The sequence below is a fragment of the Thalassospira sp. ABD4_177 genome (genome assembly GCF_056160125.1).
Map to the genome: position 1 here is coordinate 706,874 of NZ_JBSWWO010000001.1, position 15,043 is coordinate 721,916.

At 55.5% G+C, this 15,043-nt stretch carries 10 protein-coding genes; 1 reads left to right on the forward strand and 9 read right to left on the reverse strand.

The genetic code is table 11. The features are described from left to right. Window positions 1-101: 101 nt before the first annotated feature. The 8 genes from ACXAF0_RS03305 to ACXAF0_RS03340 form a co-directional block, all read right to left on the reverse strand. Complete coding sequence (locus tag ACXAF0_RS03305) at window positions 102-956, reverse strand: universal stress protein (protein ID WP_475343693.1); 855 nt, start codon at window positions 954-956, stop codon at window positions 102-104. Between the two features lie 24 nt (window positions 957-980). Then, entirely contained in the window at window positions 981-2,471 is a 1,491-nt protein-coding gene (locus tag ACXAF0_RS03310) for a SulP family inorganic anion transporter (RefSeq protein WP_475343695.1), read from the reverse strand. Window positions 2,472-2,836: 365 nt separating this feature from the next. Continuing rightward, window positions 2,837-5,002 carry a methyl-accepting chemotaxis protein gene (locus ACXAF0_RS03315; RefSeq protein ID WP_475343697.1) on the reverse strand — a complete coding sequence of 722 codons (2,166 nt, stop codon included), beginning with the start codon at window positions 5,000-5,002 and terminating at the stop codon, window positions 2,837-2,839. Between the two features lie 186 nt (window positions 5,003-5,188). Continuing rightward, window positions 5,189-6,271: a tartrate dehydrogenase gene (locus tag ACXAF0_RS03320; protein WP_475343700.1), complete on the reverse strand. Its 1,083-nt coding sequence runs from the start codon at window positions 6,269-6,271 to the stop codon at window positions 5,189-5,191. A 31-nt stretch (window positions 6,272-6,302) separates the two neighbouring features. Beyond that, complete coding sequence (locus ACXAF0_RS03325; RefSeq protein ID WP_475343703.1) at window positions 6,303-7,595, reverse strand: glycerate kinase type-2 family protein; 1,293 nt, start codon at window positions 7,593-7,595, stop codon at window positions 6,303-6,305. Between the two features lie 17 nt (window positions 7,596-7,612). After that, complete coding sequence (locus tag ACXAF0_RS03330) at window positions 7,613-8,689, reverse strand: tartrate dehydrogenase (RefSeq protein WP_475343706.1); 1,077 nt, start codon at window positions 8,687-8,689, stop codon at window positions 7,613-7,615. A gap of 46 nt (window positions 8,690-8,735) precedes the next feature. After that, window positions 8,736-10,802, reverse strand: coding sequence for a tripartite tricarboxylate transporter permease (locus ACXAF0_RS03335; protein WP_475343708.1), 2,067 nt, complete (start codon window positions 10,800-10,802; stop codon window positions 8,736-8,738). 42 nt (window positions 10,803-10,844) lie between these two features. Beyond that, complete coding sequence (locus ACXAF0_RS03340; RefSeq protein WP_475343710.1) at window positions 10,845-11,792, reverse strand: tripartite tricarboxylate transporter substrate binding protein; 948 nt, start codon at window positions 11,790-11,792, stop codon at window positions 10,845-10,847. A gap of 235 nt (window positions 11,793-12,027) precedes the next feature. Between ACXAF0_RS03340 and ACXAF0_RS03345 the strand changes: the two genes are divergently transcribed. Further along, a complete protein-coding gene (locus ACXAF0_RS03345; protein ID WP_475343711.1) occupies window positions 12,028-12,936 on the forward strand; it encodes a LysR family transcriptional regulator in 909 nt (302 codons plus the stop codon). A gap of 113 nt (window positions 12,937-13,049) precedes the next feature. Here the strand turns inward: ACXAF0_RS03345 and acs are convergent, their stop codons facing one another. Continuing rightward, window positions 13,050-14,993: an acetate--CoA ligase gene (acs, locus tag ACXAF0_RS03350; protein ID WP_475343712.1), complete on the reverse strand. Its 1,944-nt coding sequence runs from the start codon at window positions 14,991-14,993 to the stop codon at window positions 13,050-13,052. Window positions 14,994-15,043: the final 50 nt, after the last annotated feature.

Genomic DNA, 15,043 nt, shown 5'->3' on the forward strand with positions numbered 1-15,043 from the left:
CGCGCGAGCCTCTCCTAACCAGAGAACGCGATAAGGTGTCTCTATAGGTGACTATTTCTACTCCTTGGTATTAAATCGGAATTCTTGATTAAAGGATATTCCTAGCGGAACAGCATGACAGGCACATGGCAGGAGCGGACCATTTCGGTGGTGGTGCTGCCGATGATCAGGTTGCGGATGCGTGAATGGCCATAGGCGCCCATGACCAGAAGGTCGATATTTTCCGCTTCGATCTTGTCCTTGATGACGTCTTCGGGCTCTCCCGAGGCAAAGCCGGCATCAACCTCATAGCCCGCCTTGCGCAGGATTGCGGCCGCTTCATCAAGCTTTTCCTGAAGATTTCCGTTTGGTTTGCCAGCAGAAAGCAGCGCGCAGGGCAGGCCGGTAAACAGTTTGCCTGTTGCGATATGGCGCACGGCCTTCATCGCACTTTCGCCGCCATCAAAGGCAATCAGGAATTTGTTGATCGGCTTGAACGCGCGCGAAGCCACAAGGATCGGTTTCTTGGCCGAGCGCACCACCCGTTCAAGGTTCGAGCCGAGATGCATCTTGGCAAAATCGGCGGCTTCACCGCGTTTGCCCACAAGGATCAGATCAGCATCACCTTCAAATTCGGCAATGGTTTCGACCAGATCACCATGGCGCAGCTTGGTGGTGACAGTGTCAAGGCCCTGTTCGGTCATGCCGGTTTTGGCTTCTTCGAGCAGCAGACGGCCGCGTTTGAGTTCGAGCTTGTTTTTTTGCTCGTCCAAGTCAGCCAGTTCTTTTAGCAGGGCAGAACGCGCGCCGAGCTTGAGATTGCCACTGAGGTCTGCCGGTTCGGAATCGGTATTGCGACGGCCCAGCACGTGAAGCAGTTCGACCGATGCCTCGGTCCGTTCTGCCACCCAGCGGGTCAGGTCACATACACTTTGCGAATAGCCTGATCCGTCGATCAGGGCGATCAGATGTGTCATGGATCGTTTCCTTTCCCAGTTGCCTTAATGGCCCATCAGGCGTTCAAGCGCGCCGGGCTTATCGTGGATGGCCAGTTTATCGACGATTGTCTCGCTGGCTTCATTGAGGCCGATCAATTCGACTTCGGCCCCTTCACGGCGGAATTTGAGCACGACCATATCAAGGGCGGCAACACTAGAAATGTCCCAGATATGCGCGTGGCTGACATCAATCGTGACTTTGTCGAGCGCTTCGCGGAAATCAAACGCCTTGGTGAAGTCTTCGACCGAGGCAAAGAAGATCTGACCGCGCACTTCGTAGGTGCGATGCGTGCTGTCATCCGACAGCGTGCTGGTAACGCGGAAAATCTGCGCGATCTTCCAGGCAAAGAAAATGCCCGATAGCAACACACCGACCAGAACACCGATCGCCAGGTTATGGGAGCCGACCACGGTGATGACGGTTGCCAGCATCACGATCGACGAGCTGCGCGGATGGGTCTTGAGGTCCTTGATCGAGGACCAGCTGAATGTGCCGATGGAGACCATGATCATGATCGCAACCAGGGCGGCCATCGGAATGATCGCCACCAGATCGCCCAGAACCACAATCAGGATCAGAAGGAAGATGCCGGCAAGGAAGGTCGACAGACGGCAACGGCCACCCGATTTGACGTTAATCACCGACTGGCCAATCATCGCACAACCGGCCATACCGCCGATAAAGCCGGTAAAGAAGTTGGCGATCCCCTGACCATAGCATTCACGGGTCCGGTTCGACGTGGTGTCGGTCAGATCATCAACGATCTGGGCCGTCATCAGACTTTCAAGCAGGCCGACCGCCGCGACCGCCGCCGAATAGGGCAGGATGATCAGGAAAGTATCAAGATTAAGCGGCACATCCGGGAAATAGATCGCCGGGAAGGCATCGGGCAGTGCGCCCATATCGCCCACGGTGCGCAGATCGGCATCGATAAAGAACGACAGACCGGTCAGAACGATGATGCAAATCAGCGGCGAGGGAATGACCTTGGTGATGCGCGGGAAGAGATAAATGATGGCAAGGCCGCCTGCGACCATCACATAGGTCATGTAGCTGACATTGGTCAGCTCAGGCAGCTGGGCCATGAAGATCAGAATGGCGAGCGCATTAACAAAGCCGGTCATCACCGACTTGGAGACAAAGCGCATCAGCGAACCAAGACGCAGCGCACCTGCCAGCATCTGAAGCACCCCGGCCAGAACCGTCGCGGCGAGCAGATAATCAAGGCCATGTTCACGGACAAGCGAGCCCATCAGAACTGCGGTGGCCGCAGTGGCCGCCGAAATCATTCCCGGACGACCGCCAAAGATTGCAGTGATCACCGCAATCGAGAAGGAGGCATACAGCCCGACCTTCGGATCGACCCCGGCAATGATGGAAAAGGCAATGGCCTCAGGGATCAGGGCCAGCGCAACGACAAGGCCCGAAAGCACATCGGCGCGGATGTTGCCAAGCCATTCAGCCCGCAAACGCGGCAGAAAATCGCTATTCACAGAAAGTCTCCGTCTCGGTCAAGCCCGACTTTGCACCCGACTTTGCAATGGGTTGTCCCCCGGGCTGGAATGTCATCAGGCGGTCTTCATGATCCGTCAGCCGGAAATTCAGCGACAGGTCTCCCCAAGACCATCCTGTTCGTTGCTGCGTCGCAGCAGGCTGTACCTATACCAATTTAAAGATTGGCACAACCATGACACGGATTAGGGTCTGTTGATAATCAGGTTATCACCGTGGCGGCATCCTGATTATCAACAGACCCTATCGGGCCTTTTTGGTACGGCCGGACGGCCAAAAAACTGCCGGGCACTTAAGTATCGGCAGGCGCAGTTTGGCGGAGGTCATCGAAATTTTGCAGATGAGGCTACCCGGCGGCGCGGTCCTCGATCTGAATCGCTGCAAGGAACTGATCGATCTCGCTGCGCAGATTTGCCGCCTGAACAGAAAGCTCATTTGCAGCAGAGGTCACGTCGTCGGTTGCGCTTTCACTTTTGCAGGCGGCACTTTGTACGCCATTGATGCTGTCGAGTACTTCGCGTGTGCCCTGTGCAGTGTCGCGGGCACGCAGTGCGATATTGCTGGTGGCTTCGCCTTGTTGGGTGACGGCCTTGGCTACCGTGTTCGAGATCGAATTGATTTCATCAATGACCTCGGAAATGTCGCGCATCGCGGTGACGGATTCCTGGGTGGCTTCCTGAATGGCGAGGATCTGTTCGCTGATTTCGCCGGTCGCACGGCTGGTTTGTGCGGCGAGGTTTTTGACTTCGTTGGCAACCACGGCAAAGCCTTTGCCCGCTTCACCAGCACGGGCAGCCTCGATCGTGGCATTGAGGGCCAGAAGGTTGGTCTGGGATGCGATGTCACTGATCAGCGTGATGACTTCGCCGATCTTGACCGTACTTTCCGACAGGCTTTGCACCAGACGGTTGCTATGCTCTGTCCGGGTGACCGCACCCTGGGCGATCGTGCTTGAGGTACGGACATGATCACCAATTTCCTCAACCGAAGACGACAATTGGGTTGCTGCACTGGCAACGGAATTAATGTTGTCAGACGCGCGTTCGACAATTGTCACGACACCGTTGGCCAGACTGGTGGTGTCAGACACCGCACCGGACATGGTGGTTGCGGTGTTGCCCATCGATGTTGATGCCAGCGAAAGCGCCTGTACAACATTGTCTGCGCGGTTTCGGAAGGTGTCGACGGCGTTGGCAACTGCTGTGGCACGGGCAAGTTTTTCTCGGTTTTCTTCTTCGCGTTGACGGGTGAGGCGATCATTTTCAAGCAGGCTTTGTTTAAAATTGCCCAAGGCCTGCATGATACGTGCAATGGCGTTATTTCCCCGGGTTGGCGGAATTTCGGCATCAAGCTGTCCGGCGGCGAGCTTTTCCATCATGGACACCGCATGGGTTAGCGGGCGGGTGATCCCCCGGCCGAGTGACCAGCCAATAATGGTGGCAATGGCCGCTACGATGACAAGGATCAGCAGCGACGCATTGCGCATATTGATCGTCGGGGCGAAGACTTCATCGGCGGAAACCGTTGCAAGAAGTGCCAGTCGGGAATCGAGAATCTCAAGCGGGGTATAGGCCGATACCACCATGGCGCCATCGAAATCACTTACCGTCATGGTTCCTGTCTGGCCGCCAAGGGCAAGGTCGACCGGGACGGCATCAATTTCACGAAGAAGGCTGGTTGGTTCGGCCATCAGGCGGGTGTCATTGCGCATCAAGCCGTCTGCGCCGACCAGATAGGTGTCACCAGTTTCACCAAGACCCTGTGCGACCTGCAAGGTGCTGTTGATCCGGTCAACCGGGATCCGCACCGCCATGACACCAATCAGATTTGACCCGGCCTCATCGTAAACCGGCGCTGCCATGAAGGCGGAAGGCTTGTCGTCTGCAAGGGTGTATCGGGTGAAATCGGCGTAACTGACGGTACCGGGTTTTGCGTAGCGGGCAGCGGCAAAGACCTGTCCCAGACCGGACGCGGCATAGTCTGCCTTAGACAGATCAACGGAAAAGTCGTCGGTCTTTGAAACGCTGTAAAGCACGCTTCCTTGCGCTCCGATCAGATAGATATCGCCATAGGAGCGTTCACGGCGCAGTTGTCTGAGCCATGGGTGATATTGTTTGTGGATATCGGAATAGGTCGATCCATCGGGGGCCTGATCAAGCATGTCACGCTCACCTGCGTCATGCGGGTTCTGATCGATATAGAGGTTATGCAATGTTGCCATCGCACTGCTGCCAAGGTCGGACCAGGCAAAATCGAAAATGGTGATGGATTGGCGAAGTGCCGGGCTGGACGCCTGCAGGATCAGGTCCTGTTCGATGGATCGGAAATAACCGTCCAGCTCGCTTTGCCGCGCACTGACGACGGCAGAGAGCTTTTCGGTGGCGCCCATATTCAGCGCATTGCGCGCAATAAGATAACTTGAAAGGGCGGTGGCCGCCGCGGCGAGAATGGCCAGAATGGCGATTGTCGTCGGTATGACGCGACGCAAAGACATAGAGGCAAGGAACGACACCAGACCCTCCTGACCGATTTTCTGGAATGAGTGTTCAAATACTCAGTAAAGCAAAAATCCGATCCGGCGAATTCACATGCTTGTGTCCAGGGTGTGAGTGTCGACGTGGCGTCAAACGAGAAAATCCTGATCCCCGGTTTGGTGGGGATCAGGATTTTGTTTCAAGCAGTTGTTTGATTTCCTGGCTTAGGCGTTATCAAGCAGCGCCTTGGCGATCGCCTCGCCGCAGGTGACGGTGTTGGCCGTGCCGCCAAGGTCGGCGGTGCGGAGATTCTCATCCAGAAGCACGGTTTCAATTGCCTTCATGATCGCATCATGGGCATCGGTGTGACCGAGGTGATCAAGCATCATTGCACCCGACCAGATTTGCCCGATGGGGTTGGCGATGCCCTTGCCGGCGATATCCGGGGCGGAACCATGGACCGGTTCGAAGAGGGATGGGAATTTGCGTTCCGGGTTGATGTTGCCCGATGGCGCGATGCCAATCGTGCCGGTGCAGGCCGGGCCAAGGTCAGACAGGATATCGCCAAACAGGTTTGAGGCGACGACGACGTCAAAGCGATCCGGGTTCATGACGAACTGTGCGGTGAGAATATCGATATGATATTTGTCCCAGCTGACTTCGGGATAGTTTTTCGCCATGTCGATCACCCGTTCATCCCAATAGGGCATGGTGATCGAAATGCCGTTCGATTTGGTCGCCGAGGTCAGATGTTTGCGCGGGCGTTTCTGGGCCAGCTCAAACGCGTATTTCAGGATGCGATCAATGCCGGTGCGCGACATGACGGTTTCCTGAATGACGATTTCACGGTCGGTGCCGGGATACATTTTGCCGCCGACCGAGGAATATTCGCCTTCGGTATTTTCGCGCACGACATAGAAATCAATATCACCCGGTTTGCGACCGGCAAGGGGGGATGGCACGCCGGGCATCAGTTTGGCGGGACGCAAGCTGACATATTGGTCGAAATCACGGCGAAACTGGATCAGCGATCCCCACAGCGAAATGTGGTCGGGCACGGTGTCGGGCCAGCCAACCGCGCCAAAGAAAATCGCATCGTGAGGTTCGATCTGCGCACGCCAGTCATCGGGCATCATCTGGCCGTGCTTTTGATAGTAGTCGCAGGAACCGAATTCAAATTCGTCAAAGGTCAGGTCGAGGTCAAAAATCTCGGCCGCGGCTTTGAGCACGCGGATGCCTTCGGGCATGACTTCTGTTCCGATGCCGTCCCCGGCGATGACAGCGATTTTGTGGGTGGCGCTTGTCACGATGTTTTCCTCCGTCGCGATGTGATGTCCTTCAGATAATCAGGATTGCCCGGAAATCATTTACATTGGTAAGTGTAGGGCCGGTAATGATTTCGTCTTCGAGTGCTTCAAAGAAACTGTGACCGTCATTATTGGCGAGATACGCCTTTGCGTCCATGTCCAGAAGTGATCCACGCAACAAGGTATCGGGAGAAATGTACGCGCCAGCAATTTCTTCGAGCCCGTCAACGCCGTCGGTGTCACCCGCGACTGCGTGAATACCCGGTGCGCTATCGAGTTCTATGGTAAGTCCCAACAGAAATTCGACATTTCGGCCGCCACGTCCCGTTCCCTTGACGGTGACGGTGGTTTCGCCGCCTGACAACAAGACACAAGGGCGATCATTTAGATGGCGACGCGACGCGACATGCTTGGCTGTTCCGGCGAGTGATTTTCCGAGCTCGGATGCTTCGCCTTCCAGAGAGTCGCCGAGGACCACGGCATCAACACCTTCACAGCGCGCCTTCTGCGCGGCGGCATCAAGTGCCATTTGCGGTGCCGCGATCAAATGGGCCTCTGTGTTCAACAGCCTGGGATCATCGGGTTTGATTGTTTCGGCCTTACCTGAACGCAGGGCGTTCAACGCTTCGGTCGGTACTGGAATGTCGTAGCGGGTTATGACCTCAAGCGCGTCTGCGCAGGTTGTCGGATCGGCAACTGTCGGTCCCGAAGCAATATCGATAAACCTGTCGTTTGGAACATCGGAGATCATGAGCGAAACCACGCGTGCCGGGTGGCAAAGTGCTGCCAGTTTGCCGCCCTTGACTGTTGATAGGTGGCGACGAACACAGTTCATTTCGTCAATTGATGCGCCTGATTTCAACAGCGCCTTGTTGATCGCCTGTTTTTCTTCGAGGCGGATTTCGGGTATCGGATCGACCAAAAGCGCTGATCCCCCGCCTGAAATCAGACAGATCACTAGATCGTCTTCGGTAAGGTTCTTTATGCAGTCCTTGATGCGGCGCGTGGCCTGCAGCCCTGCGTCATCCGGAACAGGGTGGGATGCCTCAACGACGTCGATTTTGCAGGTGTCTACAGCATGGCCATAACGCGTAATCACAAGCCCAGAAAGTTCACCAGTCCAGTATTGTTCCAGGGTCTGGGCCATTTTGGCGGACGCCTTGCCAGCGCCAATAACAATGGTCCGCCCTTTGGGCGGTTTCGGGATAAAGGACGGTAGGCAAAGTTGAGGGTCAGCCGCATCAACAGCGGTTTGAAACAGATCAATCAGAAAATGTTTGATTGATGCAGGGTCATTGAGTCGAGCTTCTTTTTGTGTCCTCATCTTTGCCTCTGAGGTGTTTATTTGTTGTCGCCCTGGATCGCGGCAATAACCGCATCGGTGACCTGACGGGTGGTTGCTTTGCCACCAAGGTCCGGTGTGTGAAGGTCCGGATTGGCAGTTACGCGTTCGACCGCCCGCATCAGGCGTTCAGAGGCGGGTTTTTCACCAAGATGATCAAGCATCATCACCGCGCTCCAGAAGGTCGCGACCGGGTTGGCGATACCCTGACCGGTGATATCGAAAGCCGAACCGTGGATCGGTTCGAACATCGAGGGGAACTTTCCTTCGGGGTTTAGGTTCGCAGTCGGCGCGATACCAAGCGATCCGGCAAGGGCTGCGGCCAGATCAGACAAAATGTCAGCATGCAGGTTGGTTGCGACAATCGTATCAAGGGTTTCGGGACGCAGGGTCATGCGCATCGTCATGGCATCAACCAGCATCTTGTCCCATTCAACGTCAGGATATTCCGCAGCGACTTCCTTGGCGATTTCGTCCCACATGACCATACCATTGCGCTGAGCGTTTGATTTGGTCACCACGGTCAGTTTCTTGCGGGGGCGCGAACGGGCAAGATCGAAGGCAAAACGCATGATGCGAGTCACACCGGCACGGGTGAAGATCGACACCTCGGTTGCGACTTCTTCTGGCAGGCCGACGTGGGATCGGCCACCCTGACCTGCATACTCGCCTTCAGAATTTTCACGCACAATAACCCAGTCGAGCTCCGTGCGTTTAACATTGCGAAGCGGGCTTTCAATTCCCGAAAGAATCCGGGTCGGGCGAACATTGGCGTATTGGTCAAAAGGCTGGCAGATCGCCAGTCGCAGCCCCCAAAGAGTGACATGATCGGGTACGTCCGGGGCGCCAACCGCACCGAAATAAATGGCGTCATGATCTTTGATGTGGTCACGGCCGTCTGCAGGCATCATAACGCCATGCTTCTTGTAGTAATCGGAACCCCAATCAAAGTAATCGAAGCTCATGGTGAACCCGCCATCGCGTTTTGCCAGAACATCCAGAACCTCGGTTCCGGCCGCAACGACCTCTTTGCCAATCCCGTCACCGGGGATGGCCGCAATACGATAGTTTTTCATGTTCATTCTCTTTGGTCTGTGTGTTGAGTGTTTTGTTCGTGTTCGATCAGAACAGGAAGCCGGACGGCATTCTGATCAGAAGGACTTCAGCCATCAGAAGATACAAGCCGCCGACAATGGCGATTGCCGCCAAGGCCTCGATAATTTGGCGTTTTGGCCCCATGATCTCGTAGCAGGCCACCCTTGACAGGATCAGGAAGGCGACGATTGCAGCGGAGGCAAACCCGATTGCAGGGATCACAGCGACCCACCCGGCCATAACGAGAACCAGGGCGACGCGCCGCGATACTGATGCGTTTGCCGTTTCGCTGGTTGCTTCAGCCGGCTTGCGCAGAACGTTCAGCCCCAGAAGCATGACCGACAGGATGATGACGACGACCGAAATCGTGCTTGGAAAGACCGATCCCATCGGGCTCATGGTTGCGGTTTGACTGTATGCCCAACCGGCGGCACCTATAAGGAGTGCAGATACCACCATTCCGCTGATATCCCGGGGTTTGGCGATCTGTTTTTTCAAACCGGCAAGCGGATCGAATGACGAGGCTTTGATTTCCTGAATGTCTGGAGCCGTCGTTTCACCATTGCTTTCGGAATAGGAGCGCGCAGCATCAAGGGCGCGTTTTTTAGCCTTTTCCTTACGCTTGGCAAAAATCAGCGGGTAGATCACGGTGAAGACGGCCAGCGCAACGATGGCAAGGCTGATTGGGCGGCCAAAGAACATACCCATGATGTTGTTGGTGGCGTTGCCAATCAGATAGGATTGCACGAACCCCTGTTCGGCAATTTTGCCCAGAACTAGGCCAAGGACAATCGGCGAAGGTGCGAAACCGCAGCGATTCAAAACCCAGCCAAGAACGCCCAGGCTGATCATCATCGTGACGTCATGCAGGTTGCTGTGGATGGCAAAGCTTCCGATGACCGTCAGGAAGGCGATGGTTGGCACCAGAAGGGTTTTAGGGATCGAGGCAATTGATTTATAGGCGTAGCGGCCAATCAGGAGACCTGCCGGCAACATCAGTGCAGTGGCGATCAGCAACCCGAAAATAAAGGTGTAAACGATATCGCCTTGCTGGGAAAACAGTGTTGGGCCGATCTTGATGCCCTGAACAAGCAGAGCGCCCAGAATAATGGCATCAGGTGGCGTGCCCGGAATACCCAGAACCAGGGTCGGAATAAATCCGCCACCCACTGTGGCGTTGTTTGCGGCCTCTGTCGCCATCAGCCCGTCAGGTGCACCTTTGCCAAAAGTTTCAGGTTCTTTTGACGAGCGGCGCGCCTCGGAATAGGACACCAGCCCTGCAATGGAACCGCCTGCACCGGGCAGGATTCCAACAATAGTGCCAACAACGGCACTGCGTACAACGTTGAATTTGCTCTTCCAAGCCAACCCGAATGCTTCCAGCAAACGGATGCCACGCTTGCCTTGCTCGACTTTCAGGTGACGATCAGGTGTGGCAACAAGATCAATCAGCACCGGAATGCAATAAAGACCGATCAGGGCCGAGACGATATCAAAACCGCCCAGCAGCGTATGGGTCCCCATGGTAAAGCGGATATCCCCGCCAACCACGGCGACGCCTACCATTGCCAGCATCAGTCCAATACAACCGCCCAGCAGGCCCTTGATGGTATTGCCAACAGAAAGTGCTGAAATGAGTGTCAGGCCAAAGATCGCCAGCCAGAAATATTCTGGCGGACCAAAGGCCAGTGCGACCTTTGCCAGCGGCGGCGACAGCAGCAGCAGGAACACACCCCCGACAAGGCCACCAACAACTGATGCCAGCGTTGCCAGTGTTACTGCAAGACTACCGTCGCCGCGTTTGGCCATCGGGAAACCGTCAAACGTCGTGGCGATGGCTGACGGTGTTCCCGGTGTATTGACCAGAATGGCGGCAAAGGCGCCGCCATATATGGCCCCGGTATAGATCGCGCCAAGCGCAATCAAACCGGTTGCGGGATCCATGGTGAAGGTAAACGGGACCAGAACGGCCACCGCCATGGTTGCTGACAGTCCGGGCAAAGCACCAATGACTGTTCCAAGTATAACGCCACCCAGCGCCATAAGCAGGTTTAAAGGCGTGAGCGCGCTCACGAAATAGCCCAGCAATTCCATGTTGGTGACCTTTCCAATCCCGAATTATTATTTTTGCGTTTCTTAGCGGTTGGCGATGCCAAGCTTTTCGGCGATTTCACGATACTCTTCGGATTTCGCCGCAACGAAATCATTGATGAAGTCGTAGGTGATGTCGGTCAGAACGAAGCCGGCATCTTCCATTTTTTTCTGGAATTCAGGATTGTTGTTCACGTCGGTAACCATCTGCGAGATTTTCTCGCGGATTGGCTCGGGCGTGGATTTCGGGACGGCCACGCCACGGAACGCGCCGCCAACGATATCAAGGCCAAGTTCCTTGAAGGTCGGGACATCCGGGAATGCTTTAACACGTGTTTCCGATGCTACGGCAAGCATGCGCATGCCATCGCCATTATTGACGCCGGAAGTCACATAGTTAAAGCCACCGGTGGTCTGGCTGCCGAGGATGGCGGTAACTGCCGGACCGGTGCCGCTAAACGGAACGTAAGTGGTGGTGATGCCAGCCAGTTCATCAAATTGGACCTGACCGAGATGGTTGGCAGAGTTTGAGCCCGAACCACTGAGCGTGACAAGACCCGGATTGGCTTTGGCGTAATCAATCAGTTCCTGCAGGTTCTGGAATTCGCTGTCTTTGGGAACAAACAGGGCATTCGGGGTGTAGTGGAAGAAGTTGATATAGGTAAGGTCTTTGGTCTCGTAACCGACATCTTTTTCCATCGGCTGCAGAATGGTGTGGGGCAGGTTGATGCCCATAATGGTATAGCCGTCACCCTCCATGCCGTTCAGCTGCGACCAGGCTTGAGCGCCACCGGCACCGGCCATGTACTGGATGACAAAGGACTGGTCTGCGAGTGCTTCAAGATATGGCTGCTGGAAGCGTGCCGAGACATCGGACTCACCACCGGCATTGAACGGAATGATGTAATTGATGGTTTTCTCCGGATATTCCGCAAATGCAGTTCCGGAAACCAAGGTAGCGGCCATTGCCGCCGCGATTGCAAGCTTACGCATCGGTATTCCTCCCGAAATAATTTTCACCGGATATTTCGCCGGTGCTGGCAACCAGAACGGCTCGTGTTGATCGATCCCGTTGCCATTGTTTCCCTGATGTCGCATCGGGTTTTGACGTTGTAGGACGCCTGCGCTCGGCTATTGTTTTTGTCCCGATCGACTCCCTCAGTTTATATTTTTGAGAAATTCATTATAATTTCCGACTTCTCACTTCATTATGTCGTAGAGGTTAATAATGTCGGTCGACAGCGATCTGGGCTTTTTTGTACTTTTGGTCCGTAAGGGCAGCTTGTCGGCGGCGGCACAGGAGCTGAACCTTTCTCCCCCTGCGGTAAGCAAACGATTGGCAAAGCTTGAAGACCGTTTGGGGGTCAGGTTGCTTAATCGGACAACGCGGCGGATCAGCCTGACAAGTGAAGGGGATGCCTATTTCCAGAGTGCCGAGCAGATCATGCGCCAGATCGATGATCTTGAGCAGCGGGTCTCGCATGCCAGTGAAACGCCCACAGGGCTCTTGCGCATCAATGCGACATTCGGGTTTGGACGTGAATATGTCGCACCGGTGGTGTCAGAGTTTTCCCACCTTTATCCGGAAGTCGAAGTGCAGCTTCTTTTAACCGATATTCCGATGAATATGGTCGAAGAGGGGATTGATCTTGGCATTCGGTTTGGCGGGTTGCCGAATTCGCGTATTCGTGCGCGCAAGCTGCAAGGCAACCGACGGTTCCTTTGTGCGGCACCGTCTTATCTTGAACGCTATGGGGGGCCTCGCAGATTGTCGGATCTGACCAACCACAACTGCATTATCCTGCGTCAGGGTAAGGATGTGCACGATATGTGGAAATTGCAACGCGGGCAACATTCGGAGACGGTCAAGGTGCAGGGGACCCTTTGCAGCAACGACGGCGAGATCGCACTTCAGTGGGTTCTGGATGGTCACGGGATTATGATGCGTTCGGAATGGGATATTGCGCGCCACGTCGAAGAGGACCGTCTGCGATTGGTATTGCCACAATATGCCCATGTCGATGCGGACATTTATGCGGTTTATCCGGAACGCCACAATCTTTCTGCCAAGGTGCGCATCTTCATCGATTTCCTTCATCGGAAACTTCGCGAAACCTCGACCGCACGGTTTCAGTGATCTGCGCGGGTGACCAAGAAACAAGAAAGGCCCCTGTCAGGGACAGGAGCCTTTCCTTGTAAGGGTATTCTGGCGACAGGCGCCGCCAGAAATTAGTATTTTGGCTGTTAAGCTTAGCGGTTCTGGCGGTTGTCGATCAGGTCATCGACAACGCCCGGATCGGCAAGGGTCGAGGTATCGCCAAGCTGGTCATATTCGTTGGCGGCAATCTTGCGCAGGATACGGCGCATGATTTTGCCCGAACGGGTTTTCGGAAGCCCCGGCGACCATTGCAGATAGTCCGGGCTTGCGATCGGGCCGATTTCCTTACGGACCCATTTGACCAGCTCAATGCGGAGTTCCTCGGTCGGTTCTTCGCCGGCATTCAGCGTAACATAGGCATAGATGCCCTGACCCTTGATGTCGTGCGGGACGCCAACCACGGCGGCCTCGGCCACCTTGGCGTGCGCGACCAGTGCGCTTTCGACCTCAGCCGTGCCCATACGGTGACCCGACACGTTGATCACGTCATCAACACGGCCGGTAATCCAGTAATAGCCGTCTTCATCACGACGGGCACCGTCACCGGTGGTGTAGACATTGTTGAACGTGCTGAAATAGGTCTGGATGAAGCGTTCATGGTCGCCGTAGACCGTGCGCATCTGACCCGGCCAGCTGTCCTTGATGACAAGGTTGCCATCGGTCGGACCAGAGAGTTCCTTGCCCTCGTTATCAAGCAGGGCCGGCTGAACACCAAAGAACGGCAGCGTTGCCGAACCCGGTTTGAGGTCGGTTGCGCCCGGCAGCGGCGTAATCAGGATGCCGCCGGTTTCGGTCTGCCACCAGGTATCGACAATCGGGCAGTTCTTTTTGCCGACATGCTCATAATACCATTCCCAGGCTTCCGGGTTGATCGGCTCACCCACCGAGCCAAGAATGCGAAGCGAGGACAGATCGGCCTTGTTCACATAGCTTTCGCCTTCGCGCATCAGGGCGCGAATTGCGGTCGGTGCGGTATAGAAGATGTTGACCTTGTGCTTCTCGCAGACCTGCCAGAAGCGCGATGCGTCCGGATAGCTTGGCACGCCTTCAAACATCAGGGTCGTGGCACCGTTGGCCAGCGGACCGTAAACGATGTAGCTGTGACCGGTGACCCAGCCGACATCGGCCGTGCACCAGTAAACATCGCCTTCGTGGTAATCAAAGACATACTGATGGGTCATCGATGCGTAGACGAGGTAACCGCCCGAGGTGTGCAGAACACCTTTCGGCTTGCCGGTCGAGCCCGAGGTATAAAGAACAAACAGCGGGTCTTCGGCGTTGACTTCGGTCGGCGGGCAGTCGGTGGAGGCTGCTTCGCAGACTTCGTGATACCAGACGTCACGGGCATCGTTCCAGGCAACGTCCTTGCCGGTATGCTTGACGACGACCATTTTCTCGACCGATTTGACGCCCGGATGTGACAGGGCCTCATCCGCGTTGCGCTTAAGCGGGACGGAACGGCCGCCACGCAGACCTTCGTCCGAGGTGATGACGACCTTGGCACCGCAGTCTTCAACACGGCCCGCAAGGGCTTCGGGCGAGAAACCGCCAAAGACGATGGAATGGATCGCACCGATACGTGCGCAGGCCAGCATGGCAACGGCGGCCTCCGGGATCATCGGCAGATAGATGACAACACGATCCCCCTTGGCAACGCCCATCGTTTTCAGCGCATTGGCGAAACGACAGGTGCGCTCATAAAGATCGCGATAGGTGATGTGTTCGGAGACGTTGGGATCATCGCCCTCGAAAATAATCGCGGTCTGATCGCCGCGCTTTTCAAGGTGACGGTCAAGGCAGTTGGCCGCAACGTTCAGCGTGCCGTCCTCATACCATTTGATATAGAGATCTTTGGCATCGTAGCTGACGTTTTTGACGGTGCTGTAAGGCTTGATCCAGTCAATGCGTTTGCCATGTTCGCCCCAGAAGCCTTCCGGATCCTCGACCGACTGTTTGTACATGGCGTCGTATTTCGCTTTGTCGATCAAAGCACCCTTCGCGATGTCGCCAGGTACGGGATAAACGTTCGCAGACATATGTGGCCTCTTGTTCGTTTCCTGTGGTCTCTAGGTCGGCATCGGGTCAC